The sequence below is a fragment of the Sphingomonas sp. 2R-10 genome (assembly GCF_030062225.1).
Taxonomy (GTDB): Bacteria; Pseudomonadota; Alphaproteobacteria; order Sphingomonadales; family Sphingomonadaceae; genus Sphingomonas.
In genome coordinates this window covers 1-20,664 of sequence record NZ_JASCXF010000044.1, presented here as the reverse complement: position 1 = coordinate 20,664, position 20,664 = coordinate 1, and the positions used below count along the sequence as shown (strand labels likewise).

At 68.2% G+C, this 20,664-nt stretch carries 15 protein-coding genes; 8 read left to right on the top strand and 7 right to left on the bottom strand.

Going from position 1 to position 20,664, the window contains the following annotated elements:
- The first annotated feature begins 3 nt into the window (after nt 1-3).
- The gene (locus QLH51_RS16825; protein ID WP_125661465.1) at nt 4-1,302 is read left to right on the top strand and encodes an MFS transporter; all 1,299 of its coding nucleotides are present in this window, start codon (nt 4-6) and stop codon (nt 1,300-1,302) included.
- 160 nt (nt 1,303-1,462) lie between these two features.
- On the opposite strand, the gene QLH51_RS16820 is transcribed toward QLH51_RS16825, so the two are convergent.
- Nucleotides 1,463-1,855 (bottom strand): HIRAN domain-containing protein, encoded by a 393-nt coding sequence (locus QLH51_RS16820; protein ID WP_125661462.1) that lies wholly within the window; start codon nt 1,853-1,855, stop codon nt 1,463-1,465.
- Entirely contained in the window at nt 1,848-2,438 is a 591-nt protein-coding gene (locus QLH51_RS16815) for an alpha-ketoglutarate-dependent dioxygenase AlkB (RefSeq protein ID WP_125661459.1), read from the bottom strand. The genes QLH51_RS16820 and QLH51_RS16815 overlap by 8 nt, the downstream gene beginning before the upstream one ends.
- A 215-nt stretch (nt 2,439-2,653) precedes the next feature.
- On the opposite strand from QLH51_RS16815, the gene QLH51_RS16810 reads away from it, so the two are divergent.
- On the top strand, nt 2,654-3,109 hold the full coding sequence (locus QLH51_RS16810; RefSeq protein ID WP_125661455.1) for an NUDIX domain-containing protein: 456 nt from the start codon (nt 2,654-2,656) through the stop codon (nt 3,107-3,109).
- Between the two features lie 338 nt (nt 3,110-3,447).
- Here the strand turns inward: QLH51_RS16810 and araD1 are convergent, their stop codons facing one another.
- Complete coding sequence (gene araD1, locus QLH51_RS16805) at nt 3,448-4,434, bottom strand: AraD1 family protein (protein WP_125661452.1); 987 nt, start codon at nt 4,432-4,434, stop codon at nt 3,448-3,450.
- Nucleotides 4,435-4,444: 10 nt separating this feature from the next.
- Nucleotides 4,445-5,767 carry a sugar MFS transporter gene (locus QLH51_RS16800; RefSeq protein WP_125661449.1) on the bottom strand — a complete coding sequence of 441 codons (1,323 nt, stop codon included), beginning with the start codon at nt 5,765-5,767 and terminating at the stop codon, nt 4,445-4,447.
- A 209-nt stretch (nt 5,768-5,976) separates the two neighbouring features.
- On the opposite strand from QLH51_RS16800, the gene QLH51_RS16795 reads away from it, so the two are divergent.
- The 3 genes from QLH51_RS16795 (at nt 5,977) to QLH51_RS16785 (ending at nt 11,279) form a co-directional block, all read left to right on the top strand.
- Complete coding sequence (locus QLH51_RS16795; protein WP_125661446.1) at nt 5,977-7,767, top strand: IlvD/Edd family dehydratase; 1,791 nt, start codon at nt 5,977-5,979, stop codon at nt 7,765-7,767.
- Between the two features lie 225 nt (nt 7,768-7,992).
- The gene (locus QLH51_RS16790; protein ID WP_206429249.1) at nt 7,993-9,441 is read left to right on the top strand and encodes a DUF4139 domain-containing protein; all 1,449 of its coding nucleotides are present in this window, start codon (nt 7,993-7,995) and stop codon (nt 9,439-9,441) included.
- A gap of 176 nt (nt 9,442-9,617) precedes the next feature.
- Nucleotides 9,618-11,279 (top strand): DUF4139 domain-containing protein, encoded by a 1,662-nt coding sequence (locus tag QLH51_RS16785; protein WP_125661443.1) that lies wholly within the window; start codon nt 9,618-9,620, stop codon nt 11,277-11,279.
- Nucleotides 11,280-11,886: 607 nt separating this feature from the next.
- On the opposite strand, the gene QLH51_RS16780 is transcribed toward QLH51_RS16785, so the two are convergent.
- The gene (locus tag QLH51_RS16780; RefSeq protein WP_164516219.1) at nt 11,887-15,282 is read right to left on the bottom strand and encodes an acyl-[ACP]--phospholipid O-acyltransferase; all 3,396 of its coding nucleotides are present in this window, start codon (nt 15,280-15,282) and stop codon (nt 11,887-11,889) included.
- Nucleotides 15,283-15,395: 113 nt separating this feature from the next.
- A complete protein-coding gene (locus QLH51_RS16775) occupies nt 15,396-17,066 on the bottom strand; it encodes an MFS transporter (RefSeq protein WP_125661440.1) in 1,671 nt (556 codons plus the stop codon).
- A gap of 87 nt (nt 17,067-17,153) precedes the next feature.
- On the opposite strand from QLH51_RS16775, the gene QLH51_RS16770 reads away from it, so the two are divergent.
- Nucleotides 17,154-17,468, top strand: coding sequence for a DUF167 domain-containing protein (locus QLH51_RS16770; protein ID WP_125661437.1), 315 nt, complete (start codon nt 17,154-17,156; stop codon nt 17,466-17,468).
- A gap of 22 nt (nt 17,469-17,490) precedes the next feature.
- On the opposite strand, the gene QLH51_RS16765 is transcribed toward QLH51_RS16770, so the two are convergent.
- The gene (locus QLH51_RS16765) at nt 17,491-17,961 is read right to left on the bottom strand and encodes a winged helix-turn-helix transcriptional regulator (protein ID WP_125661434.1); all 471 of its coding nucleotides are present in this window, start codon (nt 17,959-17,961) and stop codon (nt 17,491-17,493) included.
- A 126-nt stretch (nt 17,962-18,087) separates the two neighbouring features.
- Between QLH51_RS16765 and QLH51_RS16760 the strand changes: the two genes are divergently transcribed.
- A complete protein-coding gene (locus QLH51_RS16760; RefSeq protein WP_125661431.1) occupies nt 18,088-18,390 on the top strand; it encodes a CC_3452 family protein in 303 nt (100 codons plus the stop codon).
- 51 nt (nt 18,391-18,441) lie between these two features.
- Nucleotides 18,442-20,532, top strand: a complete 2,091-nt coding sequence (locus tag QLH51_RS16755; protein WP_125661428.1) for a RelA/SpoT family protein — start codon at nt 18,442-18,444, stop codon at nt 20,530-20,532.
- Nucleotides 20,533-20,664: the final 132 nt, after the last annotated feature.

Sequence of the window (20,664 nt, the reverse complement as noted above, 5' to 3'; positions counted from 1 at the left end):
TCCATGAGCACCAACCCATCCGCCACGCCCGACCGCGCCGCCCGCCTGAAGGCGATCATCGGCGGGTCCACCGGCAATCTGGTCGAATGGTTCGACTGGTATGTCTACGCCGCCTTCTCGCTGTATTTCGCGCCGCATTTCTTTCCCAGCGACGATCGCACCGCGCAGTTGCTCGGCACGGCGGCGGTGTTCGCGGTCGGCTTCGTCATGCGGCCGATCGGCGCGTGGGTCATGGGCATCTATGCCGACCGCCACGGGCGCAAGGCGGGGCTGTCGATCTCGGTCACGCTGATGTGCGCCGGATCGCTGATGATCGCGCTGACCCCGGGGTTCGAGACGATCGGCGTCGCCGCGCCGATCCTGCTGGTGGTCGCGCGATTGATGCAGGGGCTATCGGTCGGCGGCGAATATGGTGCCAGCGCAACCTATCTGTCGGAAATGGCGGGCAAGGACCGGCGCGGGTTCTTCTCCTCGTTCCAGTACGTCACGCTGATCTCGGGACAGCTGCTCGCGATCCTCGTCCTCCTCGTCCTGCAATCGACGATGAGCGAGGGAGCACTCGACGCCTGGGGCTGGCGCATCCCGTTCGCGATCGGCGCGGTGCTGGCGGTGGTCGTGTTCTGGATTCGCCGCGGCCTCGCCGAAAGCCACAGCTTCACCAATGCGAAGGCGGCGGGCGCGCCAAAATCGGGCTTCATCGAACTGGTGACGAAGCATCCGAAGGAAACCGCGGTCGTCATGCTGCTGACCGCGGGCGGTACGCTCGCCTTCTACGCCTATTCGATCTATATGCAGAAGTTCCTCGTCAACACCTCGGGCTTCAGCCGCGAAGTGGCGAGCCAGATCAACGGCGTCACGCTGTTCGTCTTCATGCTGCTGCAACCGGTGGCAGGCGCGCTCAGCGACCGGATCGGGCGCAAGCCGCTGATGATCGCGTTCGGGCTGGCGGGCGTGCTGTTCACCTACCCGATCTTTTCCACGCTGGAATCGACCCGCGATCCGGTGACCGCCGGGTTGCTGGTGATGGGCGCGCTCATCATCGTCACCGGCTACACCTCGATCAACGCGGTGGTGAAGGCCGAACTGTTCCCGGCGCACATCCGCGCGCTGGGCGTGGCGTTGCCCTACGCGCTGGCCAACACCATCTTCGGCGGCACGGCGGAGTTCGTCGCGCTGAAGTTCAAGGATACCGGCTTCGAACGCGGCTTCTACTGGTATGTCACCGCGATGATCGGCGTCTCGCTGATCGTTTACCTGCGCATGCGCGACACGCGGGCCAACAGCCAGATTCTGGAGGACTGAGGGGCTTCTCTCCCGCTCATCAATCCGTTTGGTTCGAGTAGCGATCGAGCGAAGTCGAGAGCGCGTATCGAGAACGTGGTTCCGCTGGACAGGTGTTCTCGACTGGCGCTTCTCGACAAGCTCGAAGCTGCTCGAACCGAACGGTCCGAAAGGGGACGCGCTACTCCCAATCCTCCGGCGGCACCTCGTCCGGCCAGAACTCCGGCTCCGGGTCGGCCTCCGCCTCCACCGCCTGCGGCAACACCGGCACCGCGCCGTCGAACGCCACCCGGATCGCCGCGCCCATCGGCGTCGCCTGCTGGAACACCGCCGCCACCTCGCGTCCGCCCCGCAGCATCGCGCCGATCCACGCCGCCCGGTCGGCGGTCAGATAGCCGATCTGCACCCCGCGGACGCTGACCACCATCACCGCATGCGGATCGACCGGATTGCGCGGTTCGGGCACCAGCGCCACCGCCTCGCCGGGCAGGCACAGCAGGATTTCGAACCGCCGGTTGCCGCGCCCGCGATTGGGATGATCGGCACCGACGACGTGCAGGCTGAGTTCACGCAAGCCCCGCCTCCCGCGCGAACCGCTGCGTCAGGCTGCGAAAGGTGATCGACCACCGCGTCGCCGCCATCGGCGCGATGCCATGTTCCCAGTCCCATCGCGCCTCGCCGCACAGGTGATAGGCATCGCCCGCCGCCAGCGGCAGCGCGAACCGCGCGAACCCGTCCGCCGTCCGCCGCCGGAACCGCAGCACCGCCGGCGCACCGATCGAGATGCCCACGACATGCTCGAACACCGGGCGGTCGCGATGCCAGCCGATGCCGGCACCGGGATCGTAGCGGGTCAGCAGCGCCTGCACGAGCGCCTGCGCCGGCACACCGGAAAAATCCGCCGCCGCCCTCCGCACGTCCCGCAGCCAGTCGGGCATCGGTTCGGCCATGCCCACCTGCCCGCGTTCGAAATCATAATGCCAGCCATAGGACGCGGTCAGCCGCAGCCCGGTCCATTGCTGGAAGCGAAAGGGGGTGAGCGGCGCGCCATCGATCGACGCGGCGATGGCCGACAGGCGATCCTGCCCCACCACGCCCGCGCGGTGCGACAGCCCGGGCAGTCCGGGTTCGGGGGCGAAGAGGTCGAGTTGCGGCATTCGGCGCGGCTTTCGGTTCGGCTCAAGGCGTGAGGCGGGAGCGACGCAATCGCATCGTCACCAACGAACGACGCCGCGGCAGCGGTCGCCCGCAGGGCGATGACGATGGTGCAAGCCGGTCGAAATCCGCGCGCATGGAACGCAACATGGGTCGGCGGCGTCTGTCCATCAACAAGGGGCGACGGATACGATCGCCCGCAAACGGGGACAACGTCATGCCACAGCATAGCGCGGGCATTCTGCTCTATCGTCGCACGCCAGAGCCTTCGGTGCTGCTCGTCCATCCCGGCGGCCCCTACTGGGCGCGGCGACAGGTCGGTGCGTGGCAGATTCCGAAAGGCCAGATCGAACCCGACGAAGCGGTCGAGGACGCCGCGCGGCGCGAAGTCGCCGAGGAACTGGGCGTCGCGGTGGTCGCCCCGCTCGCGCCGCTGGGCACGGTGCGACAGGCCGGCGGCAAGTCGGTCTCGGCCTTCGCCGCCGAACAGGATGTCGATACGCAGGCGATCACCAGCATGACGTTCGAGCTAGAATGGCCCCCGCGCAGCGGCCGCCGCCGCGCCTTTCCCGAAGTCGACGCCGCGCGCTGGATGCCGGTCGCCGAGGCGCGCACGATGATGCTGAAGAGCCAGCTGCCGCTGCTCGACCGGATCGAACCCTTGCTGGCCTAAGCGGGTTTCCCCCACGCCGGTTGGTCCGGACTTGTCGGGAATGGGGGGAAGGAAGGGCTGCCATACCCTCTCGTCATTCCCGCAAAGGCGGGGATCCATAGACGCCGACGGTTCGGCTGGATTCGCGACGGCAGCATCTATGGCCTCCCGCCTGCGCGGGAGTGACGCATAATGGTAGCCCGACCAATACCGTCATCCCGGCGAAGGACGGGATCCATGGACACGCTCGGCTGCGCTGCCATCGAAAACACCGGGCACAAGGAACTCCGGCCTTCGCCGGAATGACGAAAGGCCGGGTATCGCAAAGGGGACGGCCGCAATCGTCCCCTCCGCCAGCCCTACAGCACCCCGACCGTCACCGTCTCCGCCGCCGCCCGCGTCAACCCGTTGCGCAACGGCAGCGTGAACGGCGCGGCGGCAATCTCGAACACGTCGCCCTCCTGCGTCCGCACCCCGTCGGAGAACGACAGCGTCGCCGTACCGAAGAAATGGACATGGATGTCCCCCGGCCGGCGGAACAGCGCATATTTGAAGTGGTGGTGTTCGAGGTTCGACAGGCTGTGCGACATGTTCGCCTCGCCCGACAGGAACGGCTTTTCCCAGATCGTTTCGCCATCCCGCATGATCCGGCTCGTCCCCTCGATATGCTCGGGCGGGGTGCCGACCAGCAGTTCGGGGCCGAGCGACGCCTGGCGCAGCTTGCTGTGCGCCAGCCACAGGTAATTGTGGCGTTCGGTCACATGGTCCGAGAACTCGTTGGCGAGGCACAGGCCGATGCGATGCGGCGTGCCGTCGGGTCCGATCAGGTAGATGCCGGCCAGCTCGGGCTCCTCGCCGCCGTCCTGCGCGAAATGCGGCATGGCGAAATCGCCACCCGGCGCCACCAGCTGCGACCCGTCGCCCTTGTAGAACCATTCGGGCTGCTGCCCGACCGCGCCCGCCGCCGGCTTGCCGCCCTCGACCCCTTCGAGGAACATGCGCATCGAATCGGTCTGCGTCGCCGCTTCCGCCGCGGCGCGGTGCATCTTGTCGCGCCCCTCGGCAGAGCCGAGATGGGTGAGGCCGGTGCCGGTCATCACCAGATGCGCCGGATCATCATGGTCGATCGGCGATCCGATCGCGCCGTCGGCGAACAGTGCCGACAGGTCGACCGCCTCGCCCCGCCCCGCGGCGGCGACGGCGTCGGCGATGGTCTGCCCCGCCCCGACAGCGCGCAGGGCAAGCGCACGGACGCTGTCCACGCCGGGGACGAGATACGCGCCATCGTGGGTCGCGGCGATGACGGCGCGCGACGGGGCGACGCGCTGCAACAGGCGAAGGGTCATGCGAAATTCCTTATGCAAAGACGTCGGGATCGGCGGGCGCATCGGCGATCGGGTTCGTCACCTTCGATCCCCACAATGCGTAGAAGAGGATGTAGAGTTCGCACGCGGCGGTCAGCAGGAACGACCATTGCAGGCCACAGGCATCGGCCAGCACGCCCTGCACCGCGACCAGCGCGCCACCGGCGATCGCCATGATGAGCAGCCCCGATCCTTCCTCGGTCAGCGGCCCCAGCCCCTTGATCCCCAGCGTGAAGATCGTCGGGAACATGATCGAATGGAACAGCCCGACGGAGATCAGCGCCCACATCGCGGCCTGCCCGCTGGCGAAGGTCGCGATCACCATCACGACGAACGCGCCGATGCTGGCGATGGCCAGCGCGATGCCGGCGTCCATCTTCTGCATTGCGAACGCACCGACCAGTCGCCCGACCATCATCCCGCCCCATAGCAGGAACAGATAGTTCGACGCCTGCTGATGCGTCAGGTTGCCGATGTCGGGCTGCGACACGAAATTGATGAAGAGGTTGCCGACACCGATCTCGGCTATCAGGTAGATGAAGATCGCGGGAATGCCGAGCACGAGGTTGCGGTGCGACCACAGCGACTGGCCCCGGCGTTCCTCCCTGCCCGACCGCCGCGTCGCGACGCCCATCGCCGGCAGCGGGAAGCGCGCGATGACGATCGCCAGTACCGCCAGCACCGCGGCGACGATCAGATAGGGCAGCACCACCGACTGCGCATCGGCCAGCCGCTCGGCCGGGGTCAGCGTCGCGCCCGCCACTGCCGTGCCCGACGTCGTGCGCCCGAGTATCAGATAGCCGCCGAACAGCGGCGCGAGGGTCGCACCGGCCGAATTGAACGCCTGCACCAGGTTCAGGCGCGACGATGCCGTTTCCGGGCTGCCGACGACCGCGACATACGGATTGGCCGCGACCTGCAACAGCGTGATGCCGCTGGCGATCACGAACAGCGCGAACAGCGTGACGCCGTAGGACGGCAGCCGGGCCGCCGGAACCATCAGCAATGCACCGCCGGCCATCAGCGCCAGCCCGATCACCATCGCCCGCTGGTACCCGACCCGTTCGATCAGCTTGGCCGACGGGATCGACGCAAAGAAATAGGCGATGAACCACACGCTCTCGATCAGCGTCGTCTGGAAATAGCTCAGCTCGAACACGCTGCGCAGGTGGGGCAGCAGCGTTCCGTTGATGACGGTGATGAACCCCCACATGAAGAACAGGCTGGCGAGCAGCGTCAGTGCCGAGGTGTAGCTCGCTCCGGCGGGGGCGGGGGCGGTCGCGCCGCCCGGGCGCACGGAAAGGGGGGCCGGCATCCTGTTCGTCTCCCATATGGCATGGCATCGCGGGACGGTTTGTTCCGTCCCATCGCTTGCCCAAGTCTGTTTTGTCTGACTATATACGGCAACGCACGACGTCAACGGCGGTCGGCGGCGGTGGGCAGGACGGACGACGGTTCGTTGCACGGCCCGTTCGACCGGCCCCGATGGCGGCGTGCGTGTCACCTTGCTGGACCGGAATCCCGATGACTGACATGCCCGCCCTGCGCAGCCGCGCCTGGTTCGACAATCCCGACAATATCGACATGACGGCGCTGTATATCGAGCGCTATCTGAACTTCGGCCTCAGCCAGGAAGAGCTGCAATCGGGCAAGCCGATCATCGGCATCGCCCAGACCGGCAGCGACCTGTCGCCCTGCAACCGCCACCACCTCGTGCTGGCCGAGCGGCTGCGCGAGGGGATTCGCGAGGCGGGCGGCATCGTGCTGGAATTTCCGGTCCATCCGATTCAGGAAACCGGCAAGCGCCCGACCGCCGGTCTCGACCGCAACCTCGCCTATCTCGGCCTCGTCGAGGTGCTGTACGGCTATCCGCTCGACGGCGTGGTGCTGACGATCGGCTGCGACAAGACGACGCCTGCCTGCCTGATGGCCGCCGCGACCGTCAACATCCCCGCCATCGCGCTGTCGGTCGGCCCGATGCTGAACGGCTGGCACAAGGGCGAGCGCACCGGCTCGGGCACGATCGTGTGGAAGGCGCGCCAGCTGCTGGCCGCAGGGGAGATCGACAACAAGGAATTCGTCCGCCTCGTCTCGTCCTCGGCACCCTCGACCGGCTATTGCAACACGATGGGCACGGCGACGACGATGAACAGCCTTGCCGAGGCGCTCGGCATGCAGCTGCCCGGTTCGGCGGCGATCCCCGCGCCGTATCGCGACCGGCAGGAAATCGCGTATCGCACCGGCCTGCGGATCGTCGACATGGTGCGCGAGGACCTGAAGCCTTCGCAGATCCTGACCAAACAGGCGTTCCACAACGCGATCAAGGTCAATTCGGCGATCGGCGGGTCGACCAACGCGCCGATCCACCTTGCCGCCATCGCGCGCCATATCGGCGTCGATCTGCCGATCGAGGACTGGCAGGAACAGGGGCACAAGGTGCCGCTGCTGGTGAACCTGCAACCTGCCGGCGAATATCTGGGCGAGGATTATTACCGCGCGGGTGGCGTGCCGGCGGTCGTCAACCAGCTGATGGGTCAGGGCCTGATCGCCGAGGATGCGCTGACCGTGAACGGCAAGTCCATCGGCGACAATTGCCGCGACGCGACGATCGAGGACGAAAAGGTCATCCGCCCGTTCGACCAGCCGCTCAAGACCGATGCCGGCTTCATCGTACTGAAGGGCAATCTGTTCGACGCGGCGGTGATGAAGACCAGCGTGATCGGTCCCGAATTCCGCGACCGCTACCTCTCCAACCCGAACGATCCCGAAGCGTTCGAGGGACCGGCGGTCGTGTTCGACGGGCCGGAGGATTACCACCACCGCATCGACGACCCGTCGCTCGGCATCACGTCCGAAACGCTGCTGTTCATGCGCGGCGCGGGGCCGATCGGCTATCCCGGTGCCGCGGAGGTCGTCAACATGCGCCCGCCGGCGTACCTCATCACCGAAGGCATCCACGCGCTGCCCTGCATCGGCGACGGCCGCCAGTCGGGCACGTCGGGCAGCCCCTCGATCCTCAACGCCAGCCCCGAAGCGGCGGCCGGCGGCGGCCTCGCGCTGCTGCGCACCGGCGACCGCGTCCGCATCGACCTGGGCAAGGGGCGCGCCGACGTGCTGCTGGACGAGGCGGAACTGGCCGGGCGCCGCCGCGAACTGGAGGCGGCGGGCGGGTACCAGTATCCCGCGTCGCAGACCCCGTGGCAGGCGATCCAGCGCTCGGTCGTGGGCCAGATGGCGACCGGCGCGATTCTGGAGGGCGCCGAGGCGTTCCAGCAGATCGCCCAGACGCAGGGATTGCCGCGGGATAACCACTGACGGCTTCACCCCTCCCGTTCGGTTCGAGCAGCTTCGAGCCCGTCGAGAAGCGTGCGTCGAGAACTGGGTCGCTTGGAGCAACCCCTTCTCGACTACGGTTCTCGACAGGTTCGAACCTCCGCCCGAAGCAAACGGGTGAGCAAGAAGTGCGGGCGGGGGTGATGGCTGCCCCCCCGTCTTGCCAATGCGACATCCCCCCGCCACACTCGCCCCGACAACGGGGGGATGCGCATGATTTCGAAATGGCTGCTGCTGGCGACGCTACTCGCCCCGCTGCCCGCCGCCGCGCAGGAAATCCTGCGCGACGCACCGCTGCCCGCGCCGGCCGACATGCCGGAGGCGATCGGCGGCAATGCGCAGGGCGACGTGTCGGTCACCATCTACAACGACGACATCGCGCTGGTGCAGGACATCCGCCCCCTCACCCTGCGCACCGGACAGGTGCGACAGGACTTTCCCGACGTCAGTGCGCAGATCCGTCCCGAAACCGTCTCGCTCGCGGTGCCCGACGCGCGGATCGTCGAACAGAATTTCGACTTCGACCTCCTCTCGCCCTCCAGCCTGATGGAAAAGGCGGTGGGAGAGACGATCACCCTGCTGCGCACCAACCCCGCGACCGGTGCCGAAACCCGCGAGCGCGCGCGCGTCCTGGCGGTCAATGGCGGCGTCGTCCTGCAGATCGGCGACCGGATCGAGGTGCTGCGCGACGACGGCCTGCCGGTACGCGCGATCTTTGACAAGGTGCCCGCCTCGCTGCGCGCGCGCCCGACCCTGTCAGTGACGCTCGACAGTGCCCGCGCCGGCACCCGCCCCGCGACCCTGTCCTATCTCAGCCGCAATCTGGGGTGGAAGGCCGACTATGTCGCCTTGCTCGACCGCAGGAGCGGGACGATCGACGTACAGGGCTGGATCACGCTCACCAACACCACCGGCACGACCTTCACCAACGCACGCACGCTGCTGGTCGCCGGATCGGTCGAATCGGCGGACGACGAGAATGTCTATCGCCCCAACCGCCCGCGCCGCCGCCCGACGATTCAAGCCGGCACCGAAACGGGCGGCCGCGAACAGCTGGGCGGCTTCTACCTCTATCCGCTGCCCGAACGCACCACGATCGCCGACAAGCAGACCAAGCAGGTCAGCTTCCTCGACGTGAAGGGCGCGGCGGCGACCAGCGGCTATCGCTTCGTCAACGACTGGCTCGGCACCGCGGAACAGCCACGCAGCGCGCAGAGCATCGTGCGCTTCAGCAACGCGGCGAAAGGGGGCCTTGGCGACGCGCTGCCCGCCGGCACCATCCGCGTCTATATGCGCGACGCCCGCGGCCAGGCGCAGTTCACCGGCGAGGCAGCGATCGACCACACGCCGCAGGGATCGAAGATCGCGCTGGCCACCGGCGACGCCTTCGACGTGAAGGTCCGCCCGATCGTCGAAAGTCGCACGCGCATCAATGCCACCCGCTGGCAGACGAAGATGCGCTACATGCTGACCAACGCCGGCACCGCGCCGGTGACGATCGAACTGGCGCAGGGCGGGCTCGACTGGAGCGACACCCGCATCACCGAACAGAGCCGCCCCGGCGAGCGCGTCGATGCCGGGCAGAATGTCTGGCAGGTCCCGGTCCCCGCCAACGGGTCGGCGGTCGTCACCGCGACGTTCGACACCCGCTACTGATGCAGGGCAAACGCCGGCGTTCGCCGTGGGACGTGACGTCCTTCGCGGCGATAGCGTACCCCCGCGCAGGCGGGGGTCCAGGGCCAGGCCAACCGACCGTCGCGTCAGACAACCCTTCGCCGGCGCAGGGGTGTGGCCGTCCCGGCCGATGCACCGCCCCTCTGATCGCCGCGCTAGTGGCAACCGCCACGCCGCTGGCGGCCCGCGATCTGGCATCCGCCCCCACCCGTACCCCGGCGGAGGCCGGGGTCCAGTTGGGGGACGATGGCGATCCTGCTGCGCCGCGTTCCAACTGGACCCCGGCCTCCGCCGGGGTACGGAGCGCGCGCGGCGAGGATAGTGCGCCCGCCACCACCCCCGGCGAAAACCGCCACATCGCCGCGATCCCCTATCGCGACCCACCGACCGTCACCTCCCCCGCCCCGCAGACCGTCGCCGTCACCCTCTACCGCGCGCCCCATCGCGGCACGCGCGAGCGGATGGACCTGCGCAACCTGCAAGGGTACGCGCTCGTCACCGAAACCCGCCGCATTACCCTGCCCCGCGGCCGCGCGGTGGTGCGCTTCGAAGGGGTCGCGGGCGGCATCATCCCCGTCAGCGCGGTGATCGACGGCCTGCCCGGCGGGACGGTAGAAAAGAACCGCGACGCGCGCCTGCTCTCGCCCGTCGCGCTGGTCGACGGGACGCTCGGCAACCGCGTCACGCTGCGCCGGACCGACCGCGGCAGCGGCGTGGTGCGCGAGGAACCGGCGACGATCGTCTCCGGCCCTGCCGGCGGCGTCGTGGTGCAGACGGCCAGCGGGGTCGAGGCGCTCGACTGTGCCGGTCTCGCCGACAGCCTGAAATATGCCCGCATCCCCGCCGGCCTGTCGGCCAGGCCGGTGCTCAGCGTCACCACCGACAGCCTAGCGCGGCGCACCGCCACCGTCCGCCTGTCCTACCTCGCCACCGGCTTCGACTGGTCGGCCAGCTATGTCGGCACGTTGCGCGGCGACCGGCTGGACCTGTTCGCATGGACCACGCTCGCCAACGGCAATGGCGAAGGCTTCGCCGATGCCGAGGTACAGGTCGTCGCCGGCCGGCTGAACCGCGAACGCGTGGACGCGGTGAACGCGGCGGCGACCCGGCTGCAACTGCGTTGCTATCCGCTGGGCACGACGACGTCGGACCTGCGGCAGGAAAGCTTCGAGGCTGCAGACGAGATCGTCGTCACCGCCGCGCGGATGGCGATCCCGCCGCCGCCACCGCCGCCGATGGAGGCACCGCCGCCGCCCCCGGCGCCCGCCGCGCCCGAAAATCTCGGCGACGTGAAGCTCTACCGCCTGCCCGGCCGCACCACCGTCGCGGCGAAGGGTCAGAAGCAGGTCGCGCTGCTGCGGCAGGACGGCGTGGCCTATAGCCGCATCTACCGCCGCCGTGTCGGCCCCGGTCAGGTAATTCCGGGCGGTGCGACGGACATCGTATTGCGCGTGAAGAACGAGAAGGCCGACGGCCTCGGCATCGCGCTGCCCGCCGGCACGACCGCGCTCTATGCGCCGCGCGGGCAGGCCAGCCTGCTGATCGGCACCGGCACGATGACCGACCGTGCGGAGGGCGAGACGGTGCTGATCGGTGCGGGCAGCAGCCGGCAGGTGATGGTGACACAGCGACAGACCGCGCCCAACGCCGCCCGCCTGACCCTGACCAACGCCAGCGGTGCGGCAGCCGCCATCGAAATTCCGATCGGCTATCCCGGCGGCAAGGTCGAGGCACCGGGCCTCGAACGGATCGACGGCATCCAGACCTGGCGCGTCACCCTCCCTCCCGGCGACACCGCCACGCTCGACTATCGCTACTGACGCCCGCGCTTCCTGCCGATCCGTCCGGTTCGGGCGGCTTCGGGCCTGTCGGGGAAACGCCCGTCGAGAACCCCGTCCGCGAACGATCCATTTTCCTACAACCCGCAAACCGGTCAGGCTGCGACCGTTCTTTCCCATCGTCGCCGAAATTGCCTGCCGGCCCCCGTTATACCGGCGAGACCGTACCCCCGCGCGGGCGGGGGGCCAGCCAAAAATGTTGGATTCCAGTGACGCATTGTTCGCGTACCCCCGCGCGGGCGGGGGGCCAGCGCCTGGGTGTTTGATCCATCTCTATTGAAACAGCGTCACCCCAGCGAAGGCTGGGTCTCTATCGGCTTTTGCTATGCGCTATCACCGGGAGACCCCAGCCTGCGCTGGGGTGACGTTTCCATACGGATGGATCAAACTCCAGCAGAACAAGGCTCGCCATGCCGCGGCGGCCACGGCCTGCGCAGGGACATGCGAAGGAAGCCACCGGATCACACCAGCAGGCCGAATCACCAACCGGCGCCAACTTCCAGCACCACGCGCCGACAACCCCCTCAAACCAAACGAAAACATACCCCGCAGAACGACAACGTCCCGCAACCTTCGCCCACTTCCGCCGCTACCCCGCAGCCATCGCCCCCATCGTCACATAGTCCAGCTTGCCCGTCCCCAGCACCGGCAGCGCCTCGACCACCCGCACGTCGCGCGGCAGCGCCAGTTCGGCGATGCCATTGGCCCGCCCCCATGCCGACAGCGCACTCGCCTCCGCCCCGGCCTGCGTGGTGAACAGCACCAGCTGCTCGCCCTTCTTCGCGTCGGGCCGCGTCACCACCGCATGTTCCGCCCCCGGCCAGACCTTCGCCGCATAGCCCTCGACCGCGGGCAGCGAGACCATCTCGCCGCCGATCTTGGCGAAGCGTTTCGCCCGCCCGCGGATCGTCACGAACCCGCCGGCATCGATCGTCACGATGTCGCCGGTATCGTGCCAGCCAGCTTCCGGCGGTTGCAGCACCCCCGGCGCGTCGACCTTCAGATACCCGGCCATGACATTCGGCCCACGGATCGCCAGCCGCGCGCCCTCCGCGATGCCCGGCACGCTTTCCAGCCGCGCCTCGATCCCCGGCAGCAGCCGCCCGACGCTGCCTGCCTGGAAATGCATCGGCGTGTTGACCGCGATCACCGGCGCCGCCTCGGTCGCGCCATAGCCTTCCATGATGCGCAGCCCGAACTTCTCGGCATAGACCGCGCGCGTCTCCGGCCGCACCCGCTCGGCGCCGGCAAAGATGTAGCGCAGCGCGTAGAAGTCATAGCCATGCGCCATCCGCGCATAGCCCGACAGGAAGGTGTCGGTCCCGAACAGGATCGTGGCATTGGCGTCGTATGCCAGCGCAGGCACGATCCGGTAGTGCAGCGGGCTGGGATACAGCACCGTCTTTACCCCCGACAGGATCGGCAGCAGCGTGCCACCGGTCAGGCCGAAGCTGTGGAACACCGGCAACGCGTTCAGCACCACGTCGGCCCGGTTGAAATCGATCCGCGACGACAGCTGCAGGCAGTTGGCCAGCAGGTTGCGATGGGTCAGCACCACCCCCTTGGGCACGCCTTCCGATCCGCTGGTGAACAGGATGACGGCGGGCGCTTGCGGAGACACCCGCTGCCGCCGGTGCAGTCGCCCCGCCATCCGCGACCGGACCAGCGCCATGATCTTCGCACCGGCACCGATCCGTTCGCGGATATCCTCCAGATAGCGGATGGCGATCCCCTCGCTTGCGAGACCGGCGACGATCTCGCCCAGCCTCGCCTGCTCGACGAACGCCCGCGCGGTCACGATCGTCCGGATCCTCGCCGCGGTACAGGCGGCGCGCAGGTTGGCGAGGCCCGCGGTATAGTTCAGCATCGCCGGCACCCGCCCGGTCGCCTGCAACGCGAAGAAGGTCACGACCACGCCGTTGACGTTGGGCAGCAGCACGCCGACCGCCTCACCCTGCGCCGTACCCTTTGCCAGCGGACGCGCCAGCGCCTGCGTTCCCGTCACCAGCCGGTCGTACGTCAGCGGCGCGCGCTGAACGTCCTCGACCACGCCCATGCCAGCGCCATGCAGGTGCCGCGCGTCGATCAGCGCGTCGTACAGCGTGCGGTCGGTGTCCGACGTGGCGAAGATCATCTCGCTCATCACGTCGTACAGCCGCCGCCCGGCGATCGCCCGCCGCTCGCGCGCGCTCACCCCCTCGGGCAGCGCGAAGCGGCGCTGCGGCAGCACGGTCAGCGCGATCCTGGGGAACCAGTGCAGCCGCGCCTTGCCCTTCAGGCGCGAGAAGCGGGTATATTGCGCGCCGTCGATCCGGACCGGCACGATCGGCGCATCGGCGCGGTCGGCGACCATGCCGGGACCGTCGAACACCTTCATCAGCGCGCCGGTGACGGTGATCCGCCCTTCGGGAAAGATCACCAGCGTCCGCCCCTCACGCACCGCCTTCACCATCGCCTTGGCCGACATCGGATTGGTCGGATCGACGGGAAAAGCATCGAACAGCTTCAACAGCGGCTGCATCCACCATGTCCGCGCGAATCGGCTGTGGATCGCGAAGGTCGGCTTGCCCGGCAGGAACGCGGCCAGCAGCAACCCGTCGAGGAACGACACATGGTTCACCACCACCACCGCGCGCTCGCCCGGGGCCGGCATGTTCTCCGTGCCATGCACCTCGACCCGGTACAGCAGGCGCAGCAGCCCGCGCACCACGCCCTTGAACACCGTCTCGGGCAGCAGCCAGCACGATATCAATGCGATCGTCAGCGTGGCGAAGCCCAGCGCGCCAAAGATGCCCGCCACGCTGCTGCCCGCCCCCAGCATCGCGGTGACCACCGCGACCATCAGCACGGTAACGATCGCGTTGATGACGTTGTTGGCGGCGATTACCTGCGACCGCTTTTCCGGCGGGCTCCACGTCTGGAGGATGGCGTAGAGCGGCACGACGAACACGCCGCCGCTGATCGCGATGCCCGCCAGGTCGACCAGCATGTGCCAGCTGCCCGGCGTGGCGAGGAACGCGGGGATGTCCGCGCCCGGCGTCACCACCGTGAACCGGCTGCTGGTGATCCACAGGTCGACCAGGAACACCGCCAGCCCGATCGCCGCGATCGGCACGTAGCGCGCCGACACCTCGCCCTTGAGCAGCCGGTTGACCAGCAGCGACCCCGCCGCGACCGACAGGCTGAACACCGCGAGGAACAGCGTCACCACCTCTGCCTGTGCGTTCAGCGTACCCGCGACCAGCGGCGCGAACTCCGACAGGACCACCGCCCCGACCGAGAAGAACCAGCTGATGCCGAGGATCGCCAGCCAGACGCCCCGCCCGCCATGCGCCGCGCGCAGGATCGCCCAGGTGCTGCGGAACGGGTTCGGGTCGATCCGCATGTCGGGCGCCGCCGACGGTGCCGACGGCACGGCCAGCGCGGCGAGGAACCCCAGCACGGCGACGCCGAACGCCACGATCCCCGCCTCCCATGGCGGAATGACCCCACCCAGCAGCTGCCCTGTCAGGATCGCGACGAACGTCCCCGCCTCGACCAGCCCGGTACCGCCCATCAGTTCATGGGCCCGCAGGTGCTGCGGCAGGATCGAGTATTTGACCGGCCCGAACACCGTCGAATGCACGCCCATCAGGAACAGGCAGGTGAGCAGCACCGGCACCGATTCGAACCAGAACCCGGCCAGCGCCAGCGCCATGATCGCGATCTCGGCACCCTTCACCGCGCGGATCAGCCACGCCTTGTTCCACGCATCCGCCATCTGCCCGGCGAGTCCGGAGAACAGGAAATAGGGCAGGATGAACAGACCGGTAGACACCGTCGCCAGCGTCGCCGCACGCGTCGGATCGGCGCGGTACAGGGTGAAGTTGGCGAGGAACAGCAACGCGAACTTCAACAGATTGTCGTTCATCGCGCCCAGGAACTGGACGACGAACAACGGGCCGTAGCGACGCTTGGCCAGCAGCGAGAAATCGGGTGCAGACATGCTTGTCCCCTGTCGGGTTCGATCGTCGCCCGCCGGGCCGACGGGATACCCCCGTCTTCCCGAATCAGGCCGTTGGGACAATGCCTAGCATAAATTTATCACTGTTCAATAGTTCAGTTAGACCGCGTCGGATCGGTCATCGGATCGGCCATCTCGCTGGGGGACGGCAGGCGGGTGACGGGCAGCGACCCGGTCTGGCGCTCGATCATGCGGTGGACGCGCGGCGGCTCGGTGCCCTGGTGCAGGGCCATCAGCGCGTCGCTGTTCGCCCGGTCCGCCTCGGTCCGCCGCTGGTTGTGGCGGATATATTCGAGCCAGGTCGATACGTGATAGCGTTCGATCCACAGCCCCGGATCGTTCAGGTCACGCAGCAGCGCCCAGTGATGGGCCCCGTCGCGCCGCCGGATGCGTCGCCGCTCGTTCATGACGCTCAGGAAGGTGACGACGTTCTTCGCCGCGATCCGGTAATCGATCGTCACCACCACCGGCCCCGACCGCGGCTCGACCGGCACCTGCGTATCGGGCGCCTCCCATCCGCGCGGGGCGAGGTTGCCGGTCTCGATATCGCGCAAGGGCAAGCGCAGCCCGGCCAAAACGCTCAGCATCTGCACCGCCGCCGCCGCCAGCAGCGCGACCTGCACGCCGGACCCTTCGGCGATCGACCCGAACAGCCAGCTGCCCATCGTCATGCCGCCGAACGCAGCCATCTGGTACAGCGCCAGCGCACGCGCCACGACCCAGCGGGGCGCGGCCATCTGCACCGATACGTTGAAGGTGCTGAGCGCCGACACCCATCCCGCCCCGGCCAGCACCAGCGCGGCCAGCGTCAGCGGCAGCCACGGACTGAGCCCGGCGATCGCCGCCCCGCTCGCCAATGCCGTCGCCGCGACGCGCACCAGCCGTTCGGGGCTCCAGCGCCGCCGCAGCCGCACGCTGCCCAGCGCCCCGGCGACCGCCCCCGCCCCGAACGCACCCAGCAGCGCGCCGTAGGTCAGCGGCCCGCCAGTCACCAGGTCGCGCGCCACCAGCGGCATCATCGCCGGCACCGCGCTGGCGGCGACGCCGAACAACCCCGCGCGGATCAGGACGGTGCGCAACGACGGCGACATCCGGACATAGCGGACCCCGGCCGCCATCGCGAGGCCCAGCGTCTCGCGCGGCAGGATGCGGGGCGCATAATCCGGCCTCCACCGCGCCAGCACCGCGATCAGCCCGATATAGCTCAGCGCATTGGTCAGGAATGCCGCCGCCGCACCGGCGATCGCGACGATCGCCCCGCCCAGCGCCGGCCCGACGCTGCGTGCGATGTTGAACCCCATCGAATTGAGCGCGACCGCACTCGGCAACACGCTGCGCGGGACCATGTCGCCGACCGACGCCTGCCATGCGGGCCCATTGATCGCCGTCCCGCATCCGAGCAGGAAGGTGAACGACAGCAGCAGCCACGGGCTGAGCCACCCCGCCCATGCGCACGCCGCCAGCGCGACCGACACGACCAGCATGAAGCCTTGCGCCGCCAGCATCACCCGCCGCCGGTCGAGATTGTCGGCAACCGCCCCGGCCCATAGCGACAGCAGCATGATCGGCAGCGTCGTCGACGCCTGCACCAGCGCGATCATCTGCGGCGACGCCGCCAGCGACGTCATCATCCACGACGCGCCGACCGACTGGATCAGGCCGCCGAAGTTCGATGCCATCGACGCGATCCAGATGGCACGGAAGATCGGGATCGACAGCGGCGAGCTGTGCGTCGCCGTCGCGGTCGTTACGGGGGTCGATGCCATGCAGGGGGAATGCGGCAAGCGCCGCTTTGTGCCAAGGATTCGATGCCGGCTTGCACCCGACCCAGGTTCGAGGGCAGGCGAACGACCATGCCGCCGCCCTTCACCCTCGACGCCGATGGCGTGACGCTGACCATCCGCGTGACGCCCAAGGCATCGAGGACTGCGATGACCGGCGTGGCGACGCTGGAGAATGGCGCCACCGCCCTCGGCCTGCGCATCGCCGCGCCACCGGTCGAGGGGGCGGCGAACGACGAAGTGGTTCGGTTCGTGGCGAGGCAGCTACGCGTCGGTCGCCGCGCGGTGACGCTGGTTTCGGGCGGGACGGCACGGGTGAAGCGGGTGCGGATCGGTGGCGATCCGGTCGCGCTGGCGGCAGCGTTGCATGAATGGATCGATCCATGACCCGACCCCCGGCCTCCACCGGTCAGTCGCGCACGATGTCTTCCTCCAGCGCCCAGACCAGATCGCCCTTGCCCAGCGCGCGGCCGTCATGGCTGAGCACCGCGACCGGCTGGACGGGACGCCGGTCGCGCGTGTCGACCAGGATCGGGTTGGCCGGGACGCCGGTCTCCCACCGTTCGCCCCATTGGCGCAGGGCGACCATCGTCGGCAGCAGCGCATAGCCTTTCTCGGTCAGGCGATACTCGATCTTGCGCCGGTCGCTTTCGACCGCACGGCGCTCGAGAATGCCGTGACCGACCAGCCGCGACAGCCGGTTGGCGAGGATGTTGCGCGCGATACCCAATTCCGACTGGAATTCCTCGAAATGGCTGAGACCGTTGAACGACCCGCGCAGGATCAGGAACGACCAGCGCTCGCCCATCGCCTCCAGTGCGGCCGGCAGGCTGCAGCGGTTGGCCAGTTCGCGCAGCGGCTCTCGAAGCGTCGTCGTCATTCGCACCCATGTAGCGCAACCCCGCCATCAAGGGAAATAGTGCGGCGCAGCAATCATTTCTATTTACAACTTACATGAATGTATATTAGCGAATACCACCTGAATTTTGCTCCGGAGTCGCGTTAGATGAAGATGCTCGCCCTGTTCGCTGCCGCTACCATGACCTTGTCGTTCGGCGCCGCAGCACAATCGCGCGGCTTCACCGCTACGCCGGCGACCGCGCCGGGCGTGGCCAGCATCACGACCCGCGATACGCTGTGGAAATGCGCGGGCGACCGCTGCGTCACGCCGCGCGCCGACGGCAGCCACCTGACCATGTGCCAACTGGCCGCGAAGGAGCTGGGGGTGCTCACCGCCTTCACGGCGAATGGCGAAGCCTTTGCCCCGGAACAGCTCGCCCGGTGCAATGTTCGCGCCAGGGGTGCGTAACGCGGTCGAAAACGGTTGCATTGCGGCACCGGCCCGCCCCATCTAGATTCCATGCTGCGGCAGTATGAATTGGTGGAGCGGGTCAAGGCCTATGATCCCGACGCGAACGAGGCGCTGCTGAATCGCGCCTATGTGTTCTCGATGCACGCGCATGGCAGCCAGAAACGCGCATCGGGCGACCCCTATTTCAGCCACCCGATCGAGGTGGCCGGCATCCTGACCGACCTGCATCTCGACGACGAGACGATCGCCACCGCGATCCTGCACGACACGGTTGAGGACACCGTCGCTACCCACGAGGAAATACAGGCGAAGTTCGGCGAGAATGTCGCGCGACTGGTCGAGGGCGTGACCAAGCTGTCGAAGATCGAGGCGCAGACCGAGAACGAACGCGCTGCCGAAAACCTGCGCAAGTTCCTGCTGGCGATGTCGGACGACATCCGCGTGCTGCTGGTCAAGCTGGCCGACCGGTTGCACAACATGCGCACGCTCCATCACATCGCGAAGCCCGACAAGCGCAAGCGGATCGCGCGCGAGACGATGGATATCTATGCCCCGCTGGCCGAGCGGATCGGCATGTACGAGTTCATGAACGAGATGCAGACGCTGGCATTTCGCGAGATCGAACCCGAGGCGTATGAATCGATCACGCTGCGCCTCGCCCAGCTGGAGGAAGGCGGCGGCGACAGCGTCGCCAAGATCGGCGGCGACCTGAAGGCCATGCTCGACCGCCACGGCATCGCCGCCGAAGTGTCGGGCCGGCGCAAGCATCCCTATTCGATCTGGCGCAAGATGTCGGAACGGCATGTCAGCCTCGAACAGTTGTCCGACATCATCGCGTTCCGCGCGATCGTCGACAGCGAGGAGGAATGCTACCGCGCGCTCGGCATCATCCATCGCCGCTGGCCGATGGTGCCGGGCAGGTTCAAGGACTATATCTCGACGCCGAAGCGCAACGGCTACCGCTCGCTGCACACCGCCGTCATCCATGCCGAGAACATGCGGATCGAGGTGCAGATCAGGACGCGCGAGATGCACGCGCAGGCTGAATTCGGCCTCGCCGCGCACTGGGCGTACAAGCAGGATGCGGTGCGGCCCGACACGCAGGTCCGCTGGATCCGCGACCTCGTCGAGATTCTCGACAATGCCGAGAGTCCCGAGGAGCTGCTCGAACATACCCGCATGGCGATGTATGCCGACCGCATCTTCGCCTTCACGCCGAAGGGCGAGCTGCACCAGTTGCCCAAGGGTGCGACGCCGATCGACTTCGCCTATGCGGTCCACACCGATCTCGGCGATCAGGCGGTGGGGGCGAAGGTCAATGGCGGCGTCGTGCCGCTGCGCACCGAACTCAAGAACGGTGATCAGGTACAGATACTGCGGTCGAAGGCGCAGCGCCCGCAGGCCAACTGGCTCAATTTCGCGATCACCGGCAAGGCCCGCGCCGCGATCCGCCGCTACATCCGCCTGCGCGAACGCGACGAGACGGTGGCGCTGGGCACCAAGCTCTATCAGGAACTGATCGCGCGCCTGCCCGTCCCGCCGGGCACCGACGCGCTGGCCGAAGGGCTCAAGCGCCTGAAGATCGCCGACGAGGCGACCCTGTTCGAGGGGCTGGCGCGCGGCAAGCTGAGCGAGGAAGCGGTGATGGAGGCGGTCATGCCGGGTGCCATCGCCGATCCAAAGGCCGAACCGATCCCGGCGCAACGCGCGCCGATCGAGATCAAGGGGCTGACCGCGGGCGTCGGCTACGACCTCGCCACCTGCTGCCACCCGGTGCCGGGCGACCGCATCATCGGCGTGCGCCGTGGTGCCGGCCGGTTCGAGGTGCACGAGATCGGCTGCCCGACGATCGAGGCGATCGATCCGCACCACTGGATCGACCTGACGTGGGGCGACAATGCCGAGGGCGCCACCGCGCGCATCGCGGTGACGCTGAAGAACGAACCGGGCGCGCTGGGCGCGGTCGCGACCGTCATCGGCGGGCACAAGGCCAACATCCTGGGGCTCCGGCTCGACAACCGCGACACCACCTTCCACACCAACACGATCGACGTCGAGGTGCGCGATGCGGCGCACCTGATGAAGCTGCTCGCCGGGCTGCGCGCGGCGGATGCGGTGAACAAGGCCGAACGCACCTGAAATCCTCCCCGGTACGGGGTGGGGGGGCATCCGTGAAGGCCGCGGTATCGGCTCCTGCTCCCGCGTTGGCGAATATGGATTCTCGCTTGCGCCGGAATGACTGCGTACCACGCAGGGCTTCCCCCCCTTGCC

What these genes read in the sequence shown, in the direction of transcription:
- araD1 (WP_125661452.1), bottom strand. Translation starts at nt 4,434, where the DNA reads ATGACCCTTCGCCTGTTGCAGCGCGTCGCCCCGTCGCGCGCCGTCATC.
- QLH51_RS16815 (WP_125661459.1), bottom strand. Translation starts at nt 2,438, where the DNA reads ATGCCGCAACTCGACCTCTTCGCCCCCGAACCCGGACTGCCCGGGCTG.
- QLH51_RS16790 (WP_206429249.1), top strand. Translation starts at nt 7,993, where the DNA reads ATGCGCATGATTTCGAAATGGCTGCTGCTGGCGACGCTACTCGCCCCG.
- QLH51_RS16800 (WP_125661449.1), bottom strand. Translation starts at nt 5,767, where the DNA reads ATGCCGGCCCCCCTTTCCGTGCGCCCGGGCGGCGCGACCGCCCCCGCC.
- QLH51_RS16755 (WP_125661428.1), top strand. Translation starts at nt 18,442, where the DNA reads ATGCTGCGGCAGTATGAATTGGTGGAGCGGGTCAAGGCCTATGATCCC.
- QLH51_RS16770 (WP_125661437.1), top strand. Translation starts at nt 17,154, where the DNA reads ATGCCGCCGCCCTTCACCCTCGACGCCGATGGCGTGACGCTGACCATC.
- QLH51_RS16795 (WP_125661446.1), top strand. Translation starts at nt 5,977, where the DNA reads ATGACTGACATGCCCGCCCTGCGCAGCCGCGCCTGGTTCGACAATCCC.
- QLH51_RS16780 (WP_164516219.1), bottom strand. Translation starts at nt 15,282, where the DNA reads ATGTCTGCACCCGATTTCTCGCTGCTGGCCAAGCGTCGCTACGGCCCG.
- QLH51_RS16825 (WP_125661465.1), top strand. Translation starts at nt 4, where the DNA reads ATGAGCACCAACCCATCCGCCACGCCCGACCGCGCCGCCCGCCTGAAG.
- QLH51_RS16765 (WP_125661434.1), bottom strand. Translation starts at nt 17,961, where the DNA reads ATGACGACGACGCTTCGAGAGCCGCTGCGCGAACTGGCCAACCGCTGC.
- QLH51_RS16810 (WP_125661455.1), top strand. Translation starts at nt 2,654, where the DNA reads ATGCCACAGCATAGCGCGGGCATTCTGCTCTATCGTCGCACGCCAGAG.
- QLH51_RS16760 (WP_125661431.1), top strand. Translation starts at nt 18,088, where the DNA reads ATGAAGATGCTCGCCCTGTTCGCTGCCGCTACCATGACCTTGTCGTTC.
- QLH51_RS16775 (WP_125661440.1), bottom strand. Translation starts at nt 17,066, where the DNA reads ATGGCATCGACCCCCGTAACGACCGCGACGGCGACGCACAGCTCGCCG.